Source organism: Haloarcula sp. CBA1131 (genome assembly GCF_008728975.1).
Taxonomy (GTDB): Archaea; Halobacteriota; Halobacteria; order Halobacteriales; family Haloarculaceae; genus Haloarcula; species Haloarcula hispanica.
In genome coordinates this window covers 184,929-206,088 of sequence record NZ_RPCY01000004.1, presented here as the reverse complement: position 1 = coordinate 206,088, position 21,160 = coordinate 184,929, and the positions used below count along the sequence as shown (strand labels likewise).

At 56.0% G+C, this 21,160-nt stretch carries 30 protein-coding genes and 2 pseudogenes; 5 read left to right on the top strand and 27 right to left on the bottom strand.

Annotated features, from left to right (window positions below; translation table 11 throughout):
• Nucleotides 1-14: 14 nt before the first annotated feature.
• Together Har1131_RS18760 and Har1131_RS18755 are read right to left on the bottom strand one after the other, a co-directional pair.
• A complete protein-coding gene (locus Har1131_RS18760) occupies nt 15-914 on the bottom strand; it encodes a transcription initiation factor IIB family protein (RefSeq protein ID WP_151148171.1) in 900 nt (299 codons plus the stop codon).
• A gap of 57 nt (nt 915-971) precedes the next feature.
• Nucleotides 972-1,658: a hypothetical protein gene (locus Har1131_RS18755; RefSeq protein WP_151148169.1), complete on the bottom strand. Its 687-nt coding sequence runs from the start codon at nt 1,656-1,658 to the stop codon at nt 972-974.
• A gap of 555 nt (nt 1,659-2,213) precedes the next feature.
• Between Har1131_RS18755 and Har1131_RS18745 the strand changes: the two genes are divergently transcribed.
• Nucleotides 2,214-3,488 carry a PQQ-binding-like beta-propeller repeat protein gene (locus Har1131_RS18745; protein WP_151148165.1) on the top strand — a complete coding sequence of 425 codons (1,275 nt, stop codon included), beginning with the start codon at nt 2,214-2,216 and terminating at the stop codon, nt 3,486-3,488.
• 100 nt (nt 3,489-3,588) lie between these two features.
• Here Har1131_RS18745 and Har1131_RS18740 read toward each other — a convergent pair whose 3' ends face one another.
• From Har1131_RS18740 to Har1131_RS18685, 13 genes are all read right to left on the bottom strand, one after another.
• The gene (locus Har1131_RS18740; RefSeq protein ID WP_151148163.1) at nt 3,589-3,795 is read right to left on the bottom strand and encodes a hypothetical protein; all 207 of its coding nucleotides are present in this window, start codon (nt 3,793-3,795) and stop codon (nt 3,589-3,591) included.
• 167 nt (nt 3,796-3,962) lie between these two features.
• A complete protein-coding gene (locus Har1131_RS18735) occupies nt 3,963-4,178 on the bottom strand; it encodes a hypothetical protein (RefSeq protein ID WP_151148160.1) in 216 nt (71 codons plus the stop codon).
• The gene (locus tag Har1131_RS18730; RefSeq protein ID WP_151148157.1) at nt 4,171-4,374 is read right to left on the bottom strand and encodes a hypothetical protein; all 204 of its coding nucleotides are present in this window, start codon (nt 4,372-4,374) and stop codon (nt 4,171-4,173) included. The genes Har1131_RS18735 and Har1131_RS18730 overlap by 8 nt, the downstream gene beginning before the upstream one ends.
• A 57-nt stretch (nt 4,375-4,431) precedes the next feature.
• Nucleotides 4,432-4,671 carry a hypothetical protein gene (locus tag Har1131_RS18725; protein WP_151148154.1) on the bottom strand — a complete coding sequence of 80 codons (240 nt, stop codon included), beginning with the start codon at nt 4,669-4,671 and terminating at the stop codon, nt 4,432-4,434.
• Nucleotides 4,668-4,874 carry a hypothetical protein gene (locus Har1131_RS18720; protein ID WP_151148150.1) on the bottom strand — a complete coding sequence of 69 codons (207 nt, stop codon included), beginning with the start codon at nt 4,872-4,874 and terminating at the stop codon, nt 4,668-4,670. The genes Har1131_RS18725 and Har1131_RS18720 overlap by 4 nt, the downstream gene beginning before the upstream one ends.
• The gene (locus tag Har1131_RS18715; RefSeq protein ID WP_151148147.1) at nt 4,865-5,179 is read right to left on the bottom strand and encodes a hypothetical protein; all 315 of its coding nucleotides are present in this window, start codon (nt 5,177-5,179) and stop codon (nt 4,865-4,867) included. Before Har1131_RS18715 ends, Har1131_RS18720 begins: the two co-directional genes overlap by 10 nt.
• Nucleotides 5,176-5,466, bottom strand: a complete 291-nt coding sequence (locus Har1131_RS18710) for a hypothetical protein (RefSeq protein WP_151148144.1) — start codon at nt 5,464-5,466, stop codon at nt 5,176-5,178. The genes Har1131_RS18715 and Har1131_RS18710 overlap by 4 nt, the downstream gene beginning before the upstream one ends.
• Nucleotides 5,467-5,624: 158 nt before the next feature.
• On the bottom strand, nt 5,625-5,765 hold the full coding sequence (locus tag Har1131_RS21970) for a hypothetical protein (RefSeq protein WP_191907515.1): 141 nt from the start codon (nt 5,763-5,765) through the stop codon (nt 5,625-5,627).
• Nucleotides 5,766-5,906: 141 nt separating this feature from the next.
• Nucleotides 5,907-6,434, bottom strand: coding sequence for a hypothetical protein (locus Har1131_RS18705; RefSeq protein WP_151148142.1), 528 nt, complete (start codon nt 6,432-6,434; stop codon nt 5,907-5,909).
• Nucleotides 6,431-7,189: a hypothetical protein gene (locus Har1131_RS18700; protein WP_151148139.1), complete on the bottom strand. Its 759-nt coding sequence runs from the start codon at nt 7,187-7,189 to the stop codon at nt 6,431-6,433. Before Har1131_RS18700 ends, Har1131_RS18705 begins: the two co-directional genes overlap by 4 nt.
• Nucleotides 7,190-7,227: 38 nt before the next feature.
• On the bottom strand, nt 7,228-7,692 hold the full coding sequence (locus Har1131_RS18695; RefSeq protein ID WP_151148136.1) for a hypothetical protein: 465 nt from the start codon (nt 7,690-7,692) through the stop codon (nt 7,228-7,230).
• 101 nt (nt 7,693-7,793) lie between these two features.
• Nucleotides 7,794-8,639 (bottom strand): DUF6884 domain-containing protein, encoded by an 846-nt coding sequence (locus Har1131_RS18690; protein WP_151148133.1) that lies wholly within the window; start codon nt 8,637-8,639, stop codon nt 7,794-7,796.
• A 55-nt stretch (nt 8,640-8,694) separates the two neighbouring features.
• A complete protein-coding gene (locus Har1131_RS18685; RefSeq protein ID WP_151148131.1) occupies nt 8,695-9,636 on the bottom strand; it encodes a DUF6610 family protein in 942 nt (313 codons plus the stop codon).
• Between the two features lie 100 nt (nt 9,637-9,736).
• Between Har1131_RS18685 and Har1131_RS18680 the strand changes: the two genes are divergently transcribed.
• Nucleotides 9,737-10,624 (top strand): HNH endonuclease, encoded by an 888-nt coding sequence (locus Har1131_RS18680; RefSeq protein ID WP_151148128.1) that lies wholly within the window; start codon nt 9,737-9,739, stop codon nt 10,622-10,624.
• Here the strand turns inward: Har1131_RS18680 and Har1131_RS22800 are convergent.
• The 12 genes and pseudogenes from Har1131_RS22800 to Har1131_RS18620 all read right to left on the bottom strand — a co-directional run bounded on the left by Har1131_RS22800 (nt 10,589) and on the right by Har1131_RS18620 (nt 20,328).
• Nucleotides 10,589-11,340: pseudogene (locus tag Har1131_RS22800) on the bottom strand (hypothetical protein). The gene Har1131_RS18680 and the pseudogene Har1131_RS22800 sit on opposite strands and share 36 nt — an antisense overlap.
• A gap of 75 nt (nt 11,341-11,415) precedes the next feature.
• Entirely contained in the window at nt 11,416-12,375 is a 960-nt protein-coding gene (locus Har1131_RS18670) for an ArdC-like ssDNA-binding domain-containing protein (protein ID WP_151148125.1), read from the bottom strand.
• Nucleotides 12,376-12,473: 98 nt separating this feature from the next.
• Nucleotides 12,474-12,731: a hypothetical protein gene (locus tag Har1131_RS18665; RefSeq protein WP_151148122.1), complete on the bottom strand. Its 258-nt coding sequence runs from the start codon at nt 12,729-12,731 to the stop codon at nt 12,474-12,476.
• 109 nt (nt 12,732-12,840) lie between these two features.
• A complete protein-coding gene (locus Har1131_RS18660; RefSeq protein ID WP_151148119.1) occupies nt 12,841-13,371 on the bottom strand; it encodes a hypothetical protein in 531 nt (176 codons plus the stop codon).
• A gap of 9 nt (nt 13,372-13,380) precedes the next feature.
• Nucleotides 13,381-14,088 (bottom strand): helix-turn-helix domain-containing protein, encoded by a 708-nt coding sequence (locus Har1131_RS18655; RefSeq protein WP_151148116.1) that lies wholly within the window; start codon nt 14,086-14,088, stop codon nt 13,381-13,383.
• 183 nt (nt 14,089-14,271) lie between these two features.
• The gene (locus tag Har1131_RS18650; protein WP_151148113.1) at nt 14,272-15,144 is read right to left on the bottom strand and encodes a hypothetical protein; all 873 of its coding nucleotides are present in this window, start codon (nt 15,142-15,144) and stop codon (nt 14,272-14,274) included.
• A 130-nt stretch (nt 15,145-15,274) separates the two neighbouring features.
• Nucleotides 15,275-15,754 carry a hypothetical protein gene (locus Har1131_RS18645; protein ID WP_151148110.1) on the bottom strand — a complete coding sequence of 160 codons (480 nt, stop codon included), beginning with the start codon at nt 15,752-15,754 and terminating at the stop codon, nt 15,275-15,277.
• A 180-nt stretch (nt 15,755-15,934) separates the two neighbouring features.
• Nucleotides 15,935-16,968, bottom strand: a pseudogene (locus Har1131_RS18640) (hypothetical protein).
• 282 nt (nt 16,969-17,250) lie between these two features.
• Nucleotides 17,251-17,655: a transcriptional regulator gene (locus tag Har1131_RS18635; RefSeq protein ID WP_151148107.1), complete on the bottom strand. Its 405-nt coding sequence runs from the start codon at nt 17,653-17,655 to the stop codon at nt 17,251-17,253.
• Between the two features lie 21 nt (nt 17,656-17,676).
• Nucleotides 17,677-17,982 carry a DUF6516 family protein gene (locus Har1131_RS18630; protein ID WP_151148104.1) on the bottom strand — a complete coding sequence of 102 codons (306 nt, stop codon included), beginning with the start codon at nt 17,980-17,982 and terminating at the stop codon, nt 17,677-17,679.
• A 253-nt stretch (nt 17,983-18,235) separates the two neighbouring features.
• A complete protein-coding gene (locus Har1131_RS18625) occupies nt 18,236-19,168 on the bottom strand; it encodes a hypothetical protein (RefSeq protein ID WP_151148101.1) in 933 nt (310 codons plus the stop codon).
• 2 nt (nt 19,169-19,170) lie between these two features.
• Nucleotides 19,171-20,328 carry a hypothetical protein gene (locus Har1131_RS18620; protein WP_151148098.1) on the bottom strand — a complete coding sequence of 386 codons (1,158 nt, stop codon included), beginning with the start codon at nt 20,326-20,328 and terminating at the stop codon, nt 19,171-19,173.
• Between the two features lie 119 nt (nt 20,329-20,447).
• On the opposite strand from Har1131_RS18620, the gene Har1131_RS22310 reads away from it, so the two are divergent.
• The 3 genes from Har1131_RS22310 to Har1131_RS22305 are packed head-to-tail and all read left to right on the top strand — an operon-like array spanning nt 20,448 to nt 21,121.
• Nucleotides 20,448-20,639, top strand: coding sequence for a hypothetical protein (locus tag Har1131_RS22310; protein WP_225308184.1), 192 nt, complete (start codon nt 20,448-20,450; stop codon nt 20,637-20,639).
• 17 nt (nt 20,640-20,656) lie between these two features.
• Nucleotides 20,657-20,788: a hypothetical protein gene (locus Har1131_RS22610; RefSeq protein WP_255518511.1), complete on the top strand. Its 132-nt coding sequence runs from the start codon at nt 20,657-20,659 to the stop codon at nt 20,786-20,788.
• Nucleotides 20,789-21,121 (top strand): hypothetical protein, encoded by a 333-nt coding sequence (locus Har1131_RS22305; protein ID WP_225308183.1) that lies wholly within the window; start codon nt 20,789-20,791, stop codon nt 21,119-21,121. It abuts the gene before it with no gap.
• Nucleotides 21,122-21,160: the final 39 nt, after the last annotated feature.

The following is a 21,160-nucleotide window of genomic DNA, read 5'->3' as shown; positions in this document are numbered from 1 at the left end:
CCCGTCACGAGAGGTCACTCAACCATGTGCTTCTCGATATGCTGGAACCACAGACGGATCGTCTTTGTATGCAAATCCACTGTCTCACTTATTTTCGCTTGTGTGAGTCGGGTATCTGACTCCCGGCCAGCAAGGTAAAGAGCGCCGGCTGCGATACCGTCTGGTCGCCCGTTGATTTCGGCGGACTCGGTTGCCTGCTCTGCCAGTTCGAGTGCCCGCTTGCGAATGTTCGGAGCAATGTCGAAGGGGAGGTCTGAACAAATCCGTGTCACCCAGTCCACCGGGAGCGACACTGGAATCGGAAGGTCAAGTTCGGTCAGGAACGTCCGGTAGCAGTTCCAGATGTGGGAGTCGGAACACCGGGCAACGTCGGCTACCGTCTCCATCGTCACGAGGCCGTTGCACCGGCAGGCAGCATACACAGCGGCCGCTGCACCGCCCTCGATTGAGCGCCCGATTAGGAGGTTCTTGTCTTGGGCTTCCCGGAAGAGCGTGGATGCCTGCTCTTTCACCGCGTTGCTCTCAGATAGCGCACTCGCAATGCGTCGGATTTCACCGAATCCATGGGCAAGATTCCGGTCGCGCTTGCTATCGAACTTTGCCCGACCGTGAAGCCACCGCTGGCGAGCAAGCCGTCGACGCCGTCTCGGGGAAATATCTGCACTATCGACGCTTCCGATGTTCGTCGACAGGCCTCGGTCGTGGCGAGTGGCTGTTCGGGGCGCGCCCGTCCGCTGCTGTTCCTCCTGATCGTACGTTCGCCACGCTGGCCTGCGGTCGATCTGGTCTTGGTCGGTCACCAGGCCACAGTTCTTACAGTGCGTTTCTCGGCCACTGCAATCGAGCGTGCCGCCACACTCGGGACAGTCCGGCGTAGCTGCAGACAACGCTGTCTGGACAGTTTGTGAAGACATATTTCGAGACATCCTCTCACCTGACCGGAGGGGCACAAAACACGCTGTAGCGCCCGGTTAGGCGTCTGGCAGTTTTCCATCCGGACGTGGAACTCGCTGGGCTTTAATCTCGATCTCGACCCGGCGACGGTGCTTGCATCGCTCGGCGACATCGGGACAACTGCACGTCTCCTCAAGCACATCCACCTCGTACCGACTGTCCGACGCCGAATGGACCTCGTAGCGGCCGGGCTTTGCGAGGAAGGAAACGTCGATATCTTCCTGCTTCGCTCGTTTCGTACGCGGTTCATCCTCAGAAGAGACAGCCAAGGGGTCCTCTTTGGGGTCCGTGACACTGTCATCGTCGAACCGAACCTGCATGACCCCGCCGTCAGCGACTGCTTTCGGTGGTTCGCCGTCAACGTGCAATCCGAACTGGTCGTCGAGAGCGGCGTCGTCAACCCACTGCGGGATGGGTCGCTCGCCGGTCGCGAAGGCGACTCGCTTCTGGTGTTTACACTCCTTGCCGGGGTTGTACTGTTTCCACTTGCACTCACAACTCCCTGTCCGAGTGTCGACAAGATACTCTGAGCCAGACCCGGAGTTGACTAGGAAGAGGCCGTCGGCGTTTCGTGCTCGACCAATCGAGTCTAACACGGTCATCACTTCGGTCAGCGCCCGAATAATACGGCTGTTCGGGCCAGCCTTCTCCAGTTCACTCTCGTCGATGCTGCCGGCATCGCTATGGGATTCTGTGGTAGCCATGAATGATAGGCGGAACGCCCTCTGTGGGACGTCCCTCACCCCGCTGGGGCGCAGAAAATTCGGCGACTAGAGTCTGTTAAAGGGTGATTCTATTCTCGGACAGGAGTGGTCAGTTCAGGGAAGGTACGGAAGCTCACTTTTGTGAAGTTCCACAAGACAGATACTCCCTTGACCTGAAGTTCAGTTATGCCGCGTGACACTATCGTTTCATGGAAAACATTTGCTCTATTCCTCCTCTTTCCCCCTCTTGCCATCATCGCTATTGTATTGTTCCCTCTGACGCTACTCGTCCTATTCTGGCTCTATAGCAGGGGAAAGACCCAAGCATTACGTGAGAGAACCACCTCCGAATCAAGGTCATCTGTTGATAAGTAAGCACATCTACTGGCCGGCGTATTCGATACTCCAAGGCTGAGACGAAGCTACAACTTCAATAACGACTTCTCAGACAAGTCGCCATCCAGTGAGTATAGATGATCTACTGAGTACTCTCAGAATATCAATGAGTAATAAGACGGGTAGTATTAACTAAAACAATAATTAACTGGAAAGTACATGGCACAAAGGACACGTCGTGAATGGCTTCGTGATCTTGGATTAGTGAGTGCTGGAAGTCTGAGTGGTTGTCTGTCCGAAGATAACGCTCCCTCCACAGCTGAAGAGACCCCCAGCCCAGACGACACAACTACAGAAACAAGAACACAAACTGAAACTCCGAAGTCTGGGACGGAAACAGAGACTGAGACCGAAACAGAAACCGAGACTGAGACCGAAATAAAACCAGAAATCAGCGGTTGGCCAATGTTTCAGTTTGATCAGGCCAACAGTGGAGTTACTACAGAATCTGGTCCTTCTGGAGAGATCACTGAGTCTTGGGCGTTCGAAACAAACGAGGAGATACATTCCTCGCCGGCCGTTATGAACGGGACTGTCTATGTGGGTAGTAACGATGAGAACCTCTATGCGGTGAATGCCGCTACTGGTGAGGAACAATGGGTTTACAGTACAGGTAGTTCTGTAACTTCATCCCCAGCGGTGGTAAATGGGACAGTCTATGTAGGGAGTAGCGACACCACGATGTATGCCCTTGATGCAACTACGGGCAGTGAAGAATGGTCGTTCAGTACGGATGACTCGATAACGACGAACCCAGTTGTTGTGGATGGCACGGTTTATATCGGTAGTGATGATGCTGCACTCTATGCGATAGATGCCACGACCGGAAAGCAACAATGGTCATTCAATACTGACGGAGATATCACAGCCTCACCAGCAGTAGTTGACGGTACGGTGTTCTTCGGAAGTCTGGACTATCATATCTATGCTGTGGATGCTGCTAGCGGGGACCAACAGTGGTCCGTGGAAACTGAGAGTTATATAAGATCAGCACCTGCCATCGGAGACGGGACTGTCTATTTTGGATGTGGTGATGGAAATGTATATGCAGTAGACATCGAAACTGGAAGCCAACAGTGGTCCTTTGATACCGGTGGACCAGTATGGGGTTCGCCGGCAGTGACCGAGGATTCGGTCTATATCGGCAGCTACCACGATACCACTACAAGGAATGTGTACGCAATAAGCCAGGATACCGGCGACCAACGCTGGGACAAGCCTCTAAATTCACCCATACCGGTGTCTCCAGTGGTAGTCGATGAAAGTGTCTATCTCGCAACTGCGGAGGGAGATCTACACGCACTTGAAACATATACTGGTGATAGAGAATGGGACTCTCAGCTGGGATCTCGGATATATGCCTCGCCAGCGGTAGCCGATAGGCGAATCTATATCAGCAGTGGAAATACTCTATACGCACTCCTGGAACAGTGACCGCTTGGTAAGCATACCTACTGTGTAGTGTATTCAGCTACTCAAGACTGAGATGTAGCTACATCTACAATGACGACTTCTTATACAAGCCGCTGTCCGGTCAGTACAGACTAATTCTTGCTTTTTTGTCGTTGAATTTTGGGCCTTCCTTGACGGTCTGTTCTTGTCTATCCAGCCTGACTAACCCTGTTTCTTCTAATTCTTCGAGCGAGTGATGATGTAGCTCAAGACGGAGTTTCGCTACATCCTCATTGGCAGAGGGAAGGTCGCTACGAGCCGCAATGGCTGGTGTTTTGCTCTTTCTCATTAGATCTAGTATACTATCAAGACACGGATAAACACACGCAGTTTTCACTGATATTTGTCTTTCCAATTAATGAGGGGTCAAGGACTCCGTGCGTTCAGTTCGCACACGTACTGAGCGGGCGTTCCAGCCAGTACCGAGGCTAAAGAAACTGCCTTCTCGGCGCTCGGTTAGAGTTCGGTCGCCTGCATCTGTTCGTTTGCGTCGGGGTTGACTACCGGGATGACGCCCTCGATCTCCTCTTTGCCGTACTCCTCACGAATCAGGTCATGGATATCGTTCGCGAGAGCAATGGCCTCGTCTTGCTTGGTGGAACTCGCCTCGTTCTCAGGAAAGTCTGCTGGCCCGACGCCCTCAACAACGATGAACAGGTGGTCGTCACTCATCTGTGACCTCCTCGACGAATAGTGTCGTTTCGGGCAGGTCGACGCGAGAGGTCGACAGGAACTCGGAAGTCTCCAGCGTTTCCACGACTAACTCGACCAGTTCCTCCGAGACATCGCCAAAGTGAATGATGGCATCGGGATCGGGGTAGTTGTCGTACTGCTGTACAGCCGTTTTGTCTGTCTTGTTTGCACTCATTATCGGTATGCGGCACGTCCTTAGCGGGACGCCCCTCACCCTGTTGGGGCACAGAAATTACACGACGACTTGCCCCTCGGCCTCACGCTCATCGCGACGAATCTCGCGTGCCCGCTCTCGAAGACGAGACTGCACTGGCGTCCGATTCTTGTACTGATTCTCGTAGGCGAGATACTGCTGGATCGTCTCGATTGAGTGCATACAATTGATGCCTGCGACGATTGGCTGGAAATGGTCGGCTTCCAATAGCCGCTCTGGAGGGAGTGTATCAAGAATTGGGTCAGAAGTGTCGCTCATGTATCCTCCTCCCGGAAGTCATCGAGTGTCGTCCTGCGCCTGTACCGACAGTCGGGATAATCAGCTAAAAGCGTCTCGTCGACGGCCTCCCAGAAGCCGATTTTGTATGGCGCAACCGACTGCCAGAACCGGGCGAGTGCCAGTGCTGCCGGAACACGGTGGCGTTCCTCGCGACGCCACTGCTCGCGCTCGATCATCGCCATGTCGAGGCTCCCTCCGGTCTGTCTGCCATGTATGAGTTGGCAAGCTCCAGCCCAGCATCGAGTGTGTTTCGCGTCCCGACCAGTTTAGTCGCTCGTTCGAGCGTCCAGCCACCGTCACTGTGTTTGAGCAGGACTGTGGATCCAGTGTTGGGGATGTGCCAGCCGATCGTGTCGTTGCCAGCGGCGAGAAATTCCCACTCGCCGGCAGCGGCCTCTTGTGCCGCGCTCTGTGTGTCAATCAGCACATCCGAGCGTGGGCCACCAGCGCCGAAGTCGCCCAAGGTGGCCGTTCCTGCTGCGTTCATGCAGCGACCTCCCGTCGGTCCCAGCCAGCGAGTTCAGCTTCGATGGCGCTGATGATACTCGTGACTCGTTCTTTTAGCGTGTCTGCCTGCTCACCGTTGACGTTTAGGAGCGAGCGAAGTTCGAGTACGTCCGGGAGAGCAATGCTGTCTGAGCGCCGGGCCACCGCACGAAGGACGACTGCCTCAACATCGGCGCTGTCGGGCCGCCCTCGAACAGTTGTCGCGATGGACTCGACGAACCGCGAGGTAGTTGGCTGCGACAGGTCTTCCGAACGATGGCAGGACATATTTCGAGACATCCTCTCACCCGCCAGAGGAACACAAAATTGGGGCTCGCTGCCGCTGTGACTGGAGTTTTTTACTCACTGTGCTGGCTGAAGTGTCTGCTCAATAAGTCTGGGAATTGAACATGGCCTATCCAGTCAAAACCATTTGATGATACGGATCAATTATCGTCTTCGAGTGACTCTACCGCGTTTTGAAGCGCTTCCAGTGCCTGCTCCAACTCCCCAGACACTTCGGGGTCGTCTACGTCTTCCTTGACAATTCGAATCTGTTTTATCGCTTCTTTCAGTCTGTTTGACACCAATGTACTTGACGAGTCAGGCTCCAATATAATAATATCTGGGGTCCCTCTACTATGCATTCGACCCAAATAACAAGAACTGCCTCCACTGTACTGCTCATCAGCGGATCAGACCCACCGGTTTCGTGGAACTATTGTCAGCTATCCAATCCACCCGCCGATCCCGACCTGCGTACTGTCTGTCGGAGAATCGTCTGCTGTCTTCCCACCTGAGTCAAACGGCGGTTCGAGGAGACACGACACTTCATCGTCGTATGTCCGGTCGGGACGTTTCACACAGTTGACCGTCATGATGGGACTGCACTCAATGCAAGAGTGCGTCGCCCCGTCGAAACCGTTGATGTTCACCGACCAGGAGATGACACTCGCGAGCCGATATGTCTCCGCTGCTGGCCGGCGAGTACTGGCAGACTGACAACCAACAGCCCCACAGACATCACAGGTAAGGAGATAGTCCCGATCTACCTCGTGGAAGAGCGAAGCGGCCTGCTCGACGTTGTCGCGGTCCTGAAGCGCACACTCCCGGCAAATCGTGAACCGGAACACGCCGTCTTCTCGGTCGACCTCGTCGGGCCACCGGACATACGTGTACGCCTCGCCGGAGATATCAGCCCTATCTCCACAGAATCCACAGCACTCAGCGGTTGCCTCGGGCTGGACGTCGGTCATTGAGACCACCGTGCAAGTGTTGATTGTTCGCGAGCAGTGTTCACGGGGCAGAGAAAGCGCCACTTGTAGCGCTCACGAATCGGCTTGTCCTCGCGGTTGCTTGCCTGCCCTGGTTCACGGTAGCCCGTACAGGTCCAGCCCTTGTCTTTCAGCGCCCGGACCATCGCTCCATTATAATCCGAGCGAACCCACGTCAACAAGAAGCGAGTGTCACGGTCGTCAGCCTGCAAGAATCGCTCCTGTGAGCGGGCCAGCGCTGCCGAGGCGAGGTTCGGCATCCGAACGCCCAGACAAATCCGCGCGGCCTCGACGAGCGAGTCGCCAGAAATCACCTCACTATCAACGACTGGTGTGTCCGTCGACGGAAGCACCCGCCGGGCAGTCGCTCGAATCTCCACTGGAAGACTGTCGATCTCGACAGGCTCGGGACAGAGCTGGCCGTCGACGCCGTACCGGATTCGCTTCTTCGAGATGAGCGGGTAGCGGTAGGTGATGGCCCCGACTAGCGAGTCCTGAAAGTACAGCCCGTGATGGGCGAGATTGACCGACGGCAGTGACCCCATGTATGAGTGATGCGCCTCGTAGACGGCGGCCGCAGTCTCTCTGTCGATTGGTTCGACGGCGACATGATCGGCAAACCGAATCCCGAGGGGTGCCGTGAACGGGTCGCCATCGGCGTGTATCGGACAGGAACACTCCCCCGTGTCTGCTGGCGTGCGATGCTGGAACGACTTCGACGCTGAGTGTGTGGACATCCTCTCACCCTCCAGAGGACCACAAAACTGCTATCGAGTCACCACGGGGTGATCACAATGCCGGCGTCTGGACCTTCGATATACACTGGTTTGCATCCCCTGTAGAAGATCGTGAACCGCTCAGGCTGGTACGCAGGATGCTTCGCAAGCGTTGCGATTGCACGGCTCACGTCAGCTGGCGGAAACTGCGGGTCGCCTGACCGGAGGGCAAGGCGACCAGACTGGAGTATGTCCCACGACTGGAACTGGTAGTCAGTTGGGGGAGTGAACGTTTCTCGGGCTGTTGCGACAAGATACTCAGCACCGTCGACAACCTGTGCGGCTATCGGATACCGGGCAGACTCTGGACGTACAGTGAGAGACCCATCGAACGCAGGGACCACTTCATCTTGCCAGACAAATGGCGAGGGAGGCTTGACGACTGGAATCGGTTGCTCGTCGACGGTCGATTCGTTACTGTTCGTGGCTGATCCATCACGGACTTCGGAGGTTGGTTCTGTCATCCTCTCAGCCACCAGAGGAACAGAAAATCGCCAGACTCAGCGTATTAACCAACAGAACCGATGGGTGTTGGTTAAGAGAGTCGAGATCGTGAGTTTGCGTGTTATCCATCTTTTTGACCGACCCCGCCGTCGGTCGCGAGACTCGTCTGTCTCGTGGCAAGGAACCGCTCAGGGACGTTCTCGAATGCATCCAGCCCTGCCTGCTCAGTCCCCTCGACGTCGACGCCACTGTGCCCTGTTTGCCACGTAGCAGAGTCACGCTCGAAGCCCCCGTCAAAGGCCGAGAGTTCTGATCGTCGGGCTGGAGCCGCTGCCGACGAGAGTTCTTCGGCCCGGTCTGAGAGCCAACTCATCTGGTCGAACATCCCGTCGAAGTCCCGCTCCTGGAAGGGGAAGCGGACTGTCGCTTTCGGGGGAAGAGCAGTGTAGGTCTCTCGCCCGGTCCGAATCGCAGTTGGTCGACCGCCGAAGATACCGCGCTCACGTAGCGCGTCGACGTAGTCGCTGCCGGCCAGAACGACCAACTCCCGACAGGGGGACTCCTGTTGATCGGCAGCATAGGGTCGCCGGAGCCAATCGCCTAGCGATGAGTGGACACGGAGCGCCCACTGATCTAGTCGACTCTCAACTCGGTCGCCTGACGGCAGCCGATAATTGGCTTCTCCTTCGACGGGTTCACCGCGCAGGTCCTCGATGGTCGCATCGTACGGGGCGACCGTCTGCCGAGGCATCAAGATCCCGTGTTCTGCAGAGAGAACCGCCCAAGTGTTCGCTCGCCGGTCAGCGGTTCGAGCCCACTGGACAGCCGCCTCAGCATACGTTCGCTTGACTGCGAAATATGACGATGTGTAGAGGTTGCGAGCCTCAGCTGGATCGTCGGTTTTCGCGTCGCCGCATCCGATGAGTACGAAGCGGCCACGAGTTCGCTCAGTCTGTGTAGTAGTCATCTGTCTCCCTCTCCCTATGGGGAGTCACAAAACCTCTGAGACGACACGTTCGGCTCTAGCCGTGAACTTCACTGGGAGTGAGACCTGCCCGGTATTCCACCCTGTCTCGCTCGTGTTGACTCCGGTACGCGAGCGTCTGTCCGTTCTCGTACTCAACGACAATCGCATCCTCAAGGCCATTCATAGTCGCTCTCGAACCGTCAGCAGCCCAAACAGGGTCCATCGGTTCCGCTGTTAGCGGGGTCCGGTCTTTCTCAACGGTGGGCCACACCCCCCGCGATTTCCAGTATGACCGGATGTGTCGCAAGCTCTCTCGAACCGTCTCCCGAATCGAAAGGTGGTCTGCATTGCCGTAGCCATGTGGTGAGAAGTACTCCCCGTGAAGCGCCGCCAGATGAACCCCGTTCCAGTCGACGCCAACGATATCGGCTGGCTCCTCTCCGGTCACACGCGGCTGTGTTAGTTCCTCGATTACCGGATACTGCTTCGTGGGACTTGCCCCCAATAGATGCACGCGCCGCCCTCGCCAGTCCACGATGTCCGTGTACTCGTCGGCAGTCTGGTCAGAATATCCCATCGGGTATCCCAAGATTATGTCTTCGTCGATCACGTCGATTGCTTCGTGGCACTTCGGGACGATGATGACCTCTGTCCCTGGAAACTTCCGTTTCAGTTCCCGTGCGGCTTGGTTGTACTGGCGCGCTTCTTGCCGGTCGTATGCGTCGCCGAGCATCCCGACCGACGGCTCGCATCGCTCGAAGCGCTCAATGTACCGGTCCAAGTCAGGATTCCAAAAGTCGTTGTCTAGAATCTCAATCGGGACGTCGACGTTCCGCAGTTTGGATTGATACGAGTAGTCCTCGCGAACGCCGACGGAAAATCCAAGCCGGTAAGCATCGATTACGAACGGCTCCCGGTGAAGGAACCCGATATACTCAGCCTGCTGTGCATCGCCGACAGCCGCCGCTGACCAAGAGTGTCGAGCCTCAGAAGACATGGAAAGCACCGAGCGCACCTACCGGCGCGCCCAGCTGGCAGGCGCGGCAAAAAACGACCCCGCGGCTTAAATACGGAGACGGGAAGAAGTGTTGATCAGAATGAAGGAAGGTATCGAATCGCAGTACGACGACCCTGACAGCTACCGGGGCGACTACCCACCAGACTGGGGGCACAGGGTCGTCTTCAGAAAGCAGTTGGACAACAATACTTGCACCAACTGTGAAACCCAGTTCCCTTCAGAGGATTTGGAAGTCGTGCGACGAATCCCCGCCGAGAATGGCGGGACAAACAAGACCACGAACCTCCTGACAGTGTGCTCGTTCTGCGAAATCGAGATCCAGCAGACGGGACGCCTGGACCTGCCAGAGTCAGTGAAACAAGAGCCAGCAAGCAGTCCCGAAAAGGACACCCATAGGGTCCTTGCGTTGCAGAGCGAGGTCCCGATCACCGAGGAAGTCGAGGGAGAAGAAACTGAGGCCAACGGGCAGTCTCGCGATGTCCCTCGTTCGGAGCCCAGCCACATTCAGACACAGTCGAGGAGTCCCCTTGCAGTCACCACGACGGCCGAGGAAAGCGACGAGCAGTCCGACCAGAATGACACCGACGAGCGTGCTGGATGGCGACGGCTATTCGTCGCGTCGGTAGGAGGCACAGCGATGTTTCTGGGATATCTCTGTGCGATTGCTGTCGCCATTCCCTTGCCCTCGCTTGTGGGTGACGTGGTGTTCTACGGCCTCCCGCTGGCCGGGCTCGTGACTGGAGTCCGATGGCGGCTGTCGACAGCCATTGCGTCCGTCTGTGTTGTTTTGATGTACGTTGGAATTTGGCAGGCCTTCTCAGTGGAGCCGCTCATATCAGTACTGGGGTGGATTCCCGTGGTTGCGCCACTGGCTGGGGTTGACTACGGACTCGTAGCCGAGCGTACTGAGTTCTCGCTGCGGAACCTGCCCTCAGATCCGCGACTGGTGGTCCAGCGCTTCCGTTGAGGAGATATACGCCGACAACTGGTCCACGACCGAAGGGTCGAACGAGTCAGAAACGTGCCGCACGTTCCACAGTCCAGACTGATACACCTCGGATTTCGGCGAGTGGTATCCAAGCCAATCGAGATCCGACGGCCCTGCGGATCGACGATACCTCGACACCATCGCGATAGCGTTTGACTCAATCTCGGCTCTGTCGCACTCTGGTCCGGGCTTGCCCGGGACATCAACCCACAGAAACGGCAGATCCCGGATGTACGTCGACACAATCTGTTCGAGTTCATGTTCCTGCTCGCGAACAGCGGTCGTCTCAGCGTCGGGATTCGGTTCGCCCCAGTGGGGAAACTCGTCGTGCCAGCCGTGCTTCTCGATCAGTGCCCGTCCGACGTGGAGACGGAAGATTGAGCCACATGGTAGCCACCGCCGGCGTACTTCCCTCGAACATTGCCTCGGTGCTGCCGGAGTCGGTTCCAGAGCGTGTTCGACGAACCGGTACTGATGCCGACGGTGCCGATCCGCGAGAGTCGCCAGTCGACCGCTGTCGTTGCCCGAAGGTCGCTTGCTGGCGAGAAGAAAAAGTACACTCCTCGGTCGGGCCAGTCCAACCGGCCGTTGACATCCCCGAGGTAGTACGGCCCTCCGATCTGGTCACGCAAATCTCCTAAGACACTCAAGAACTGTCCGACAGGACTGCCACCTGACGCTGCTGTGGAACGCATATTCGACTCCCTCGCCCACCAGGGGAGTCACAAAACACTGCTCTCAAGCACGGCTGGAAAAGCACGATCGACTGCTCAGCTGTCGCCTTCGACGGCGTCGATCAGACCCGCCGCAGTCGATGAGATTCGGTCCAGCCGGTCCCGCAGCGTCTCTGGTGCGTCGCCGTCCCACGCCGCGAGGTAGAACGCCGAATTGTCGGGGTCCAGCCCGAAGTGACGACTGACCACGTAGGCAACTGCCTCGGCCTCGACTTCACGCTTTGAGCGCTCTGTCTCATCCTCGATATCGAAGTGAAGCTCGGCGTGTGCGAACTCATGAATCAGTGTACTTGCAAGGGCGGCCCGATTCTCCCGGTCAACCGCTTCGACCATCGGATTCGTGGTCGTCACGCTTCGGCGCTGGCAGACGCCCCGTGCAGAGCCATGCTCCCACTCTTCCGGAGCAACGATTCTCGCGTCGACACCGATCTCGTCGGTCGCGTCAAACAGGTCCTCGACGAGTCCATCTGAGTCACCGTGAGCTTCTGTCTCTAGTTCGGGAAGCGACTCGCCCTCAGTCTGGGAAATATCGAACACCGACGTTGGCCGGAACCCGACCAGTCCTCGACACCACTGCTCGGGGTCCGTTTCATCGTACTCGCAATCAGTGTTCTCGTGATACGACGGCGAGTTCCCGCACTCCGGACATTTTTTCGTGATGATGGGGGCCCAGATCCAGATGGCATCCTCGCCCTTCTGGACATAGCGGTCGAACTCGTTCTGCCACGTATTGTACCCCGCAACTCGGGTTGCTTCAGGACACTGGAGCTTGATCAACAGCGTGTTTCGCGCTGAGTAATCGTGGAACTTCGACTGCACATCGAGCCACTGCTGGAATTGTTCGCTGGCCTGCGCTTCATCGGTGAGGTCGGCAAGGTCTTCGACCCACGCATCGAGTTGGTCGTGCATCTCCTCGTCCCGGGAATCGGACTCGGCGAAGGTGCAGGTGCTTTGCTGGCTGGACTGTTCTGGAGTGTCTGACTGTATCATTGACATTGGTCTATCTTCGGGACGTGCTCTGGGGCACGCCCCCGCACCTCCACTGGGGGACAGAAAATCGACTGTGTGGTTCAGGCGAGAGAGTAGTGAGCTGGCTACTCCTCGTCTCTAGCCTCCCACCCTTTGTGGAAGTACACCAGCGCCATGTCGGAGTTAAAACACTGCCCTGATGGAACGTGCTGCAAGACTTCTTGTTCTGGAATTGGCTTTACCACGCCCTCGTCAAGCAGACTGGTGACCACCTCGCGGCCTCGTGGCTCATCGATCTCGACAGTATCGGGACGCCGTCGGTCGCGGTCCTGTGCGATCTGTTCGCGCTCGAAGCGCTCGTAGTCTGGAACGGTCTGGTCCATAGAGGAAATCCCTCACTCGACCGGGGATACACAAAACTGGAGCTAACCAACAACTGCGAAGTATGGCGGTCGCTGTTGGTTAGGACACACCACCGTTTCCGCAAAACCACTAGATCAGACGCATGGAATCGCCGGGATCGTCGCCGATGATATCCGCCAATCCGTAGACCGCGATTGAGTCCGTATACCCCTGCGCCCGGACTGCCTTCTCGATCCCCTTCTTGGCTGGCTTATCGTCTGTGAGTACGACAACACCTGTCGTTTCTCGGTCTCTGACGTACTGGATAGCTAACCCGGCGAGAATCGCATCGGTTTTCTCCACCTCGTGTTCGACTTGCTCGGTTTCGTTGGCAATGGTTCGTCTGGCGATATCACTCGCAGCGACAGCGTCTCCATCCGTCGGGGATGGTGCCTCTATGATCGTTGCCCAGCCTTCGTTGAGTGCTGTTTGGACGCGGTCCGTCTTTGGTCCACCGAGTTCACCGATCACGCGCTGTGGGAGTTTACAGATAACGCCGGCGTTCTGAATTGCACTCCGAAATCGTCGATACTGAGGGTTCGGGGGACGGCCAATCGCATAGAATATGTTTGCGTCGACGAGGACGTCCTGGTCAGCAGCGAATGGTATGTCGGTTCCCATCTGAGAAACTCACCTATCGGGGTCCGACGTGCGGGCCGGGGCACTAGATATCTCGTCAAGGTCAGGGAGATTCATTGTGTCATGTACGTCTGGGAAGAGATACTCGAAGAACGGGTCATGCTCCTGACCGACAGCCAGTGCCGGTTTGAGCGCGTAGATGATCATCATCGCTTCTGTCTCGCGAACGTCGATATCAGTGGCGACCATCCGTTGAGTTGTCTTGCCCGCGAAGTGGAGTCCAGCACCCCGTAATGCGGCAATGAGTTTTCCGATACCGTAGCGGTCCATGAAGTACTCAACGTCTTCGTCGACTTCTTGAAGCGCAAGAGCGTGGAGAACGGTCGGTGTGATAACAATCGGGACGTACTGCTCAACGATGATGACTGGATCAGCAGTCAGCTGCTGAGGGCGCGTCGAATCATCGCGGTCAACCAAGTCGAGATCAACCAACTGATCGACGTACTCATAGGTGGTTGATTTCGAGAGATCGAGTGCGTCCATGATCTCCGGTGGAGCAACCGGTCCCCAGTAACACACGTAGACGTAGACGCGAGCCAATGCCGGGTGGTTGAGTAGTTGGACAATGGTTTCGAGCCGAGCAGCGTTCTGGGCTAGTGTCTCTGGCTTGAGCGTCTCTTCGTCCATCACATCCATCGGTGGCGGATCCAACGCGTCAATCCCGCCATCCGGACGAACGTGATTGTGATCAGAGGGCATACTAGTTAGTTCGTAGTCCATGAACTTCAGACTATCGCCACAGTTGTCAGCAACTGGAATGTCGCTGTGGTGATAGAGAGAGGAAGTTGCTGCTCCGGTCATGAACTAACCAACAGTCCAAACGTATGACGGTCATCGTTGGTTAGAACACACCACTGTTTCCGCAAAATAAGCGGACCCAGCTCAGTTCGGGAGCTTCGGCGCGATCACGAATTGCATCGCTCCATTGGCGTCAGGGAACTCGGATTTCAGCACGAGCGGTACTGAGTCTCCGATATGGAGAACCCGACTCGTGCCGTCTGGAAGGTCAGCATTCGCCGATTTGACGAGCGACGAGTCAAGTTTTACTTCGACATCTGCAGGCTCGAAGGCGATGAGATCAGTGTCTTCCCACGTATAAACCATACTGTCAGTGTCACCGTCTGCGGCGAACTGCATTTCTCCGGCATCGGAGTCAACGGTAAGGTCAAACCGGTCGGAAAGCATATCTGCTGCGTCGAGACCGAGCGAGATGTCGTCTGGACTCAGATGGACGGTTGCCGGGATGTCGATATCCGGCATTTCGACAGGGTAGCGGAGCGATTCAAGCGGGTCAAGCTCGATGGTGCGCGTTATACCGTCGATATTGACTTCTAGTGTGCTATTCGCTGCATCAACTTTGAACTGTGCAAGGTCGCCTGCATCGCCGATCGAGAGTGCATCTCGAACTCGTCCGACGTCCACTCCCAACGTTCCCCTCCCTGCATCGAAGGTGCTGAAAGAACTCCCAGAGACACGCAAGTCGACCATCGCGTGTCCCTGCTGATCGGCTGCCCGGATGGCGATTCCTGACTCTGCAATCCCGAGTCGCGTCTTGTCTGTGACCGTGCCAGCGGCCGAGAAGATCCGCTCAAACAGCTGGACCTCGCCGCTTATTTTGAGATGCTGCGGAGCATCGAGCGACAAGTGGTCCGTAGTGTCGATTTCTGCTTCGCCATCTGCCGCCGTCTCTGGCACGCTCGTTTCGGCGTCTGTGGTTGCTGTCTCGTTGCTACTAGCCGCTGTAGACTGTGACATCCTTATTTCCCTCCGCTTCCCGGAGGGCGTATAAAATGTGGCGGCGACGACGTCATATTTACTGTAAATACGGTTTCTGTATCCATCAAGGGGTGAAACGGTTGCTCAGTAAGACCGCGTATCGGTTGATTCAGATGGATTGGGTAGAGAATGAGCGGGTACCATCATCAGAAAAGTGCCCAACTGCGGCGCCAACTAACGCAGGGAGTGCGAGAGAGATGATCATGAGACTACAATACTGCGTTGCGACACCCAGTGACATGTTGAAGGACGGTTCTGCAACTATCCAATCAAGCGAGAGTATGCCCACCCCGAAAACGAAGCCTGCAACCAGAAACCATCCGGTGACTCGCTGTATCGGTTCCTTACAGAGGTGGCCGAGATAGAACCCGCCCATGGCCGCTAACAGCGGGATTACGATAAAACGGAGGCCGAAACCGAGCGTACTCACAAGCGAAAACCAGGATTCGAGATATGCCATGCGTGCGGATTCTGTACCGATGAAATACTCCGGATACCAGAATAACAGAAAGTGATGGACGCCAGTTATTATCACACCCAAGCCTGCCACAAATAGTCCAACCCACCGCGGCGACCGATGATCAATCATAGTCAGTACTCGGTATCCTATCTGATAACTGTTCTCCCAATGAAACCTGAAAACCACTTTGAGCAGAAGGAAATGGGTACTGTTCAAGCCAGTTCATATATCAGCCATACTGCACGATATGTACATCTCTTGTACTGACCACTGCCGTGATGAATAGATTCGCCTATTCACAACGACCAGTCAGGGGACGACCGACGCGAGGCGATGGGTGTGGTAGTCGATTGTCCACCGCGAGTAGCTCTGTGTTATCCGATACTCTCGAACGACTGCAACGTCTTCTAATGACTCTTCGGGCTGCTCCCACGTGAACTCATAGCCAGCGACTACATCTCCCTCGTCGAGATATCCAACCGGATGCTCCGGCCCGTCCCAATCAACCGAGATTGGATCGCCACCGTTGGGAGGTTGGACTCCACGACTGACTGTCCCCTGGATGACGGCTGGATCGGATGTTAACCCATGCAGTTGTGCCAAGTCGCTCGCCGCGATTTTGAATTCATCTTCTGCCCCGACGAACGACTGCTGAGTTCTCCCGCGTACTGTTGCGTACTCTACACCCTCGATATCGACACCGAGAGCGTCGGACAGCAAATGAGCGAACTCAGCAGCCCCCGTACGAACTGTTTGGTTCTGCTCCTCAATCTGCAGGGTTGTCTCCGGTGTCTGAAGCTCCCTCGTGTACGGATTCCTCGGCCGTTCGACGGGCATACAGCTGCACAAGAGCGTCCCTTCTGGTCCCGTCAGAATCCACGGCTGTTTCCCGCAGGGGATTGCCGTATATTGCGACGCATTATATCGCCCGCCACCAGTGAGGACCCGCAATGCCTTTTCGAGAGCCTGGGCGTCAATGCCGTACCCGTAGCTGTCAGCAAGTCCGTCGACAAATGTGACTCGAGTGTCGACTGAACTGAACTCGCCGTACGTGGCTGGAATTTGTAGAACACCAGTCGCGTACTGCTCAACATATGCCCCGACATCTCCGTCCACGACCCAGCGCGTTTGCTGTTTGGTTGCTCGACCAGCCGACGTGTTGATCGACGACTCTGGCCGCTGCGTTGTCACCCCCAGTCCTCGTCTGGAGATGGCCAACTGCTGTCGTCGCGGTCAGGAGCGCGACACGTCGTCGCGCATCGGGCGATGCTTGCAGCATCGGGACCGAGGTCGTTGTCGGCGCTGTCTCCGTCTCCGAACGTACCGAGTGTGAGGTCTGTCATTCTCTCACCCGCCAGAGGAGCACAAAATTTTGTACTGGATCACGGGCAATACAAAGGGAAATCCAGCTGATACTCTAGCGTGTCGTAGAAGTGTTCGCAACCTCCGTTGTGGTTTTGGTGTATGATCGCCTTCAACTTCAGCAAGAGGATAGACATCCTTTCTTGGAATGTACAGAGGACTTTCCTTCCATACACCCCTACCTGAACGCACCGGGTGAGGAGGTCATCGACAAGGTGTTCGCGGAGGCCGAACTCTGACCGAAGCAGAACTGCAGTGATAGACTACGGTGCAACAGTACCAGTGTTCCCGTTCGACTCGGTGAATGGAATGTCGATTTCGAGACCGTCGTAGGCCAACATCGGCTTCTTTGCTTCGCCCGGTCCACCGCCCTGAAATTCGATAACGTCGATGTCTGCGAGTTCAGAGAGGTTCCGGTGGACTTGCTTGTAGTCTCGGTCAACTAGTTCAGCAGCCTCGCGAATGCTCGCCGGTTCATGTTCGGAGATCGCCTCCAACAGCTCCAGATTCTTCGGACTGAGGAGACGACTGAGTTCGGCGTACGAGTCGAAGTTCAGTACCGGTTGGGCGTCGTCAAGATCTTCGCCCTCCTGGGCTGCCTTGATTCGACTACGTGTGCGCTGGTCGAGATGGTCGCTATTTCCGACGGTGACTTTGAGTGTGGGCATTGTGTTCCTCCCGGCGGCGTCCTACGGTGACCAGTTCCACGAGACGGGCGATAGTTCGGTAGCCTCCTCCTTGAAGCGGTCGTAAAGCGTCAGCATCCCTGGAAATTCGATGTATTCAACATCGCCGTGAATGTGACGCTCGTGCCCTTTCGTCCGTTCGTGGGCATTGTCGTATCGGAGGATCGTGTCTCCGCCGACCTCCCCAAGATGGAGACTGTAATCCCAACCACACGGGTACTTTTCATCGTCCGTCTGTCGGATGGTCACAGCAACGACGTAGCCGTCTTTGACATCCCGCCAGTCTTCGATGGTAGTGTAGGACACCATCCGCTATCCTATGTTATTGCCTCCATAGACATAAGCCTATGGAGATAACTCCATAAAAGGGTCAAAATACCACAGTCGAGACTTTGTGTGGCGCCGGTCAAGTATATAAACTACCAATCTTTTTGCGGGACCGTAGAAAGCACTAGCTTCTTGCGCCCGTTTCCTCCCTGCTACGCTGTTCGATCGTATCGCTCCCTGGAGAAGGGAGCCTATTGCCACCCTGATTAAAACCGAAGTTACACCATATTTCAGACTAATTCCCGTCAAAACTGTCGGTCAGCGAGGCCTGCTCGGAGCCATGCAGGTAATCCTGCACAGTCTCCGAGAGCACCTGTTCCTCAACCGCTAATACGGCGTCCATGTGGTCACGGGTGAACCGATACATGTGATTCTCGACTTGCTCACAGGCTCCGAATTCGACAAGAAACTCAAATACTAATTCCAACTCGGTGAGGCCGACGTTGTGCTTCGGTGCGAAATAGTCACGAACCTCGGTCCGACTAACCTCTATCCCGTCGTCGTGGTCTAGTGCTTGCTCACCCCATACGTCGGCGACCGCCATGGCCAGCACTTCATGCTCCATTCCTTCGGTCAGCATGAGCTGGTCGGGCGGGTTCTCGGGTAATTCTATTCCGCGCCGCAAAAGCGACTGTAGATTCCCCGAATCGTTGAACTCACCCGTGAGTGGTCGGAGTTCACCACCATAGTCCTGCGTCATCAGCACGGCATGGTTCGTCAGCTCGTCCACAGTATCTGCAAACTGCGTAGACTCCTCACGCACCTCCTCCAAATATTCCTCGTCCATGTCTTGATAGATGATGATTGGCTCAACAGCCGTTACGGTGCCACTGAGTCCAATCCGGTCACGGACCTGGGCGGCTCGTAAGGCCTCCTCCGCGGCCTCGATATCGATGCTTGCACACTCCCGCATCTGTCGGATATCGCGCCCATCAATATTATTCCCGCTCTTAATCTCCGCGAGCACACAAGTCTCCCCGTCGTACAGTACAAAATCTGGCTCTGCAGTCACACCGGTTCGCGGGTTACTGATTTCCGGGAAGAACATCGGAATACGGACACCATGATTGTAGAGCGCCGGCGTCGCTCGTTCGGTGACAGCGGAGTAAAAAAGATTGTACGTGTTGACTTCGCGCCGTTGCCGTACCCCCTCTGTCACCTCATCCATAGCTACTGTATTGACACCGGATTATGCGATTTGCTCAGCGAGTACGTCGAGTCCAAGTCGTCGTAGACATCCCGAACGAAAGACCGTAGTGAGAGTGCAGTCGTCGACTCACGGGCGTAGAGAATGATGTTCGGTGGCTCAAGCGCTACGTCAAATAGTTCATCGTGGTCGGTATCGTAAACCCGGATCTTTCGTTGCTCATCACGAATACCGTAGCGGTATTGATTGCCGTTCAGGATATTCTCCTCTAAATCAGCTATCAGTTCTTCGTTCGTCGCCTGCTCTCGGTCGGGGTCGGTGAGTTCGACTGCAGTGAATCCGTCAACAGTGAAGCCGCTATCGAGTTCTTGCCGCACCGGAGCATGTTCGACTTCGAAACTCTGCCGGTCCAGCTCCTGGTATCCGGCCGTGAGACCCATTATCGTATCTACAGCTTTCCCTTCGGAGCCACGTTTGACAGACCGCATCGTTACCCGGCCCTCATTCGTATTAGAGCCCTGGATGGCAGTGGCCGGGGAATTGGTCTGGTCGAACTCTATCCGAGTGGGTTTGGCGTCAAAGGTCTCCTCCGCATCTTCGAGGTCATTTTCCTCCGCCCCGGAGAATATGAGCGTCGCATCTCTTTCCCGGTTCGGAGCGTGATACTTTGCAGTGAAGCCGGACACACGCGCATCTTTCACGTCATCGGTCAACTCTCTCAGGTCGTCAGCAGAGAGATATAGCCGTTCGACACACGGTAGATAGTTGAGTAGATTCTCGATTGTCTTATCCCGCCAATCGCTGTGAACAGTCGTAAGAACCCATAGATAGCCGTCTTTTGCCACGAAAACAAACTCATCCTCCCGATTCTTCGCTGGTGTAGAAATCCCGACCAGCGAAATATCCTCATCGATTACCTGCTCCGAGAAGGTGTGTTCACCAACGTAGTTGTCAGCATGTCCGGTTATACCATCGTTCTCCGCGATGTACGTCACCCACTGATCCAGTTCTCCAATGTTGTAATCCTGATTGTCGCAAAGATAGATATTGAGGTCAGTTTGCCCCCCGCTGCGAGTTGTCTTGGATTCCATCTCCTCACCGCTCGTAACAACATATTGGATAAGTTCATCCAGGACTTCTCGCGTGGATTTATCCTCGATGTCTGAGGGGGCAATGTCCATACTAAAGTCGACTCCGTACCATTGAATTATTGTCGAACGGGTTCTATCCTACGAATCTGCATTAATATGGAAACTATATGAGTAATAAATTTGTTCACGAATATCTAACAGTTTTGGCGATGACCGAGTGGATCGTCGACACCCGCGGCGGCGTCTACCACCAGTGCGACACCGAGTACCAGCGCCTCGCGGGTCACTGGGCCCGAAACCAGTCCTGCACCTATCGCGACCTCGACGACACCCACCACGAGACCATCCGCGGGCTCCTCTTGGGCGACGGCAACCTGGACGCCCCAACGACGGTCCGCTAGCACTCCGACTCGCCTCGATGCAACGCCCACATATCGAGTGGTGCCACGACAAGCTGGGCTGGTTCTCTCGTGGCATCACCCAGGACATCGAGGGTACCTACCGACTCCGGACAGTCTCACACCCGACCCTCGGTCGCTACTGGACCTAGATGGACAACCCACCAGCCGAGGGTTGGGACCTCACCCACCCGATTGCGCGCCTTTGGTACGCCTGTGACGGCGGTCTCGAATGGCCCGGCGACTCTGACCGGCCACGGGCCCAGTGGACGATCACCGACGACGACAAACGAGCGACGTGTGCCCAGCAACTCCGCGAGCAGGGTCACGGAATAATGGTGTGGGACCGCCGAGTGGCGCTATCTTTCGACGAGACAGAGGCGTTCTTGGAGTGGCTCGGAGAGCCCATGCCCAGCAGCGAGTACAAATGGGTAACAGAGCTGGAGGAATACGAGCGACGACGAGACGAAGTTGAGCCTGTCTAACCGCTGGGTGCAATCACAAGAGCAATTTCTCGGTCGTTC

What these genes read in the sequence shown, in the direction of transcription:
- Har1131_RS18760 (WP_151148171.1), bottom strand. Translation starts at nt 914, where the DNA reads ATGTCTTCACAAACTGTCCAGACAGCGTTGTCTGCAGCTACGCCGGAC.
- Har1131_RS18755 (WP_151148169.1), bottom strand. Translation starts at nt 1,658, where the DNA reads ATGGCTACCACAGAATCCCATAGCGATGCCGGCAGCATCGACGAGAGT.
- Har1131_RS18745 (WP_151148165.1), top strand. Translation starts at nt 2,214, where the DNA reads ATGGCACAAAGGACACGTCGTGAATGGCTTCGTGATCTTGGATTAGTG.
- Har1131_RS18740 (WP_151148163.1), bottom strand. Translation starts at nt 3,795, where the DNA reads ATGAGAAAGAGCAAAACACCAGCCATTGCGGCTCGTAGCGACCTTCCC.
- Har1131_RS18735 (WP_151148160.1), bottom strand. Translation starts at nt 4,178, where the DNA reads ATGAGTGACGACCACCTGTTCATCGTTGTTGAGGGCGTCGGGCCAGCA.
- Har1131_RS18730 (WP_151148157.1), bottom strand. Translation starts at nt 4,374, where the DNA reads ATGAGTGCAAACAAGACAGACAAAACGGCTGTACAGCAGTACGACAAC.
- Har1131_RS18725 (WP_151148154.1), bottom strand. Translation starts at nt 4,671, where the DNA reads ATGAGCGACACTTCTGACCCAATTCTTGATACACTCCCTCCAGAGCGG.
- Har1131_RS18720 (WP_151148150.1), bottom strand. Translation starts at nt 4,874, where the DNA reads ATGGCGATGATCGAGCGCGAGCAGTGGCGTCGCGAGGAACGCCACCGT.
- Har1131_RS18715 (WP_151148147.1), bottom strand. Translation starts at nt 5,179, where the DNA reads ATGAACGCAGCAGGAACGGCCACCTTGGGCGACTTCGGCGCTGGTGGC.
- Har1131_RS18710 (WP_151148144.1), bottom strand. Translation starts at nt 5,466, where the DNA reads ATGTCCTGCCATCGTTCGGAAGACCTGTCGCAGCCAACTACCTCGCGG.
- Har1131_RS18705 (WP_151148142.1), bottom strand. Translation starts at nt 6,434, where the DNA reads ATGACCGACGTCCAGCCCGAGGCAACCGCTGAGTGCTGTGGATTCTGT.
- Har1131_RS18700 (WP_151148139.1), bottom strand. Translation starts at nt 7,189, where the DNA reads ATGTCCACACACTCAGCGTCGAAGTCGTTCCAGCATCGCACGCCAGCA.
- Har1131_RS18695 (WP_151148136.1), bottom strand. Translation starts at nt 7,692, where the DNA reads ATGACAGAACCAACCTCCGAAGTCCGTGATGGATCAGCCACGAACAGT.
- Har1131_RS18690 (WP_151148133.1), bottom strand. Translation starts at nt 8,639, where the DNA reads ATGACTACTACACAGACTGAGCGAACTCGTGGCCGCTTCGTACTCATC.
- Har1131_RS18685 (WP_151148131.1), bottom strand. Translation starts at nt 9,636, where the DNA reads ATGTCTTCTGAGGCTCGACACTCTTGGTCAGCGGCGGCTGTCGGCGAT.
- Har1131_RS18680 (WP_151148128.1), top strand. Translation starts at nt 9,737, where the DNA reads ATGAAGGAAGGTATCGAATCGCAGTACGACGACCCTGACAGCTACCGG.
- Har1131_RS18670 (WP_151148125.1), bottom strand. Translation starts at nt 12,375, where the DNA reads ATGTCAATGATACAGTCAGACACTCCAGAACAGTCCAGCCAGCAAAGC.
- Har1131_RS18665 (WP_151148122.1), bottom strand. Translation starts at nt 12,731, where the DNA reads ATGGACCAGACCGTTCCAGACTACGAGCGCTTCGAGCGCGAACAGATC.
- Har1131_RS18660 (WP_151148119.1), bottom strand. Translation starts at nt 13,371, where the DNA reads ATGGGAACCGACATACCATTCGCTGCTGACCAGGACGTCCTCGTCGAC.
- Har1131_RS18655 (WP_151148116.1), bottom strand. Translation starts at nt 14,088, where the DNA reads ATGCCCTCTGATCACAATCACGTTCGTCCGGATGGCGGGATTGACGCG.
- Har1131_RS18650 (WP_151148113.1), bottom strand. Translation starts at nt 15,144, where the DNA reads ATGTCACAGTCTACAGCGGCTAGTAGCAACGAGACAGCAACCACAGAC.
- Har1131_RS18645 (WP_151148110.1), bottom strand. Translation starts at nt 15,754, where the DNA reads ATGATTGATCATCGGTCGCCGCGGTGGGTTGGACTATTTGTGGCAGGC.
- Har1131_RS18635 (WP_151148107.1), bottom strand. Translation starts at nt 17,655, where the DNA reads ATGCCCACACTCAAAGTCACCGTCGGAAATAGCGACCATCTCGACCAG.
- Har1131_RS18630 (WP_151148104.1), bottom strand. Translation starts at nt 17,982, where the DNA reads ATGGTGTCCTACACTACCATCGAAGACTGGCGGGATGTCAAAGACGGC.
- Har1131_RS18625 (WP_151148101.1), bottom strand. Translation starts at nt 19,168, where the DNA reads ATGGATGAGGTGACAGAGGGGGTACGGCAACGGCGCGAAGTCAACACG.
- Har1131_RS18620 (WP_151148098.1), bottom strand. Translation starts at nt 20,328, where the DNA reads ATGGACATTGCCCCCTCAGACATCGAGGATAAATCCACGCGAGAAGTC.
- Har1131_RS22310 (WP_225308184.1), top strand. Translation starts at nt 20,448, where the DNA reads ATGACCGAGTGGATCGTCGACACCCGCGGCGGCGTCTACCACCAGTGC.
- Har1131_RS22610 (WP_255518511.1), top strand. Translation starts at nt 20,657, where the DNA reads ATGCAACGCCCACATATCGAGTGGTGCCACGACAAGCTGGGCTGGTTC.
- Har1131_RS22305 (WP_225308183.1), top strand. Translation starts at nt 20,789, where the DNA reads ATGGACAACCCACCAGCCGAGGGTTGGGACCTCACCCACCCGATTGCG.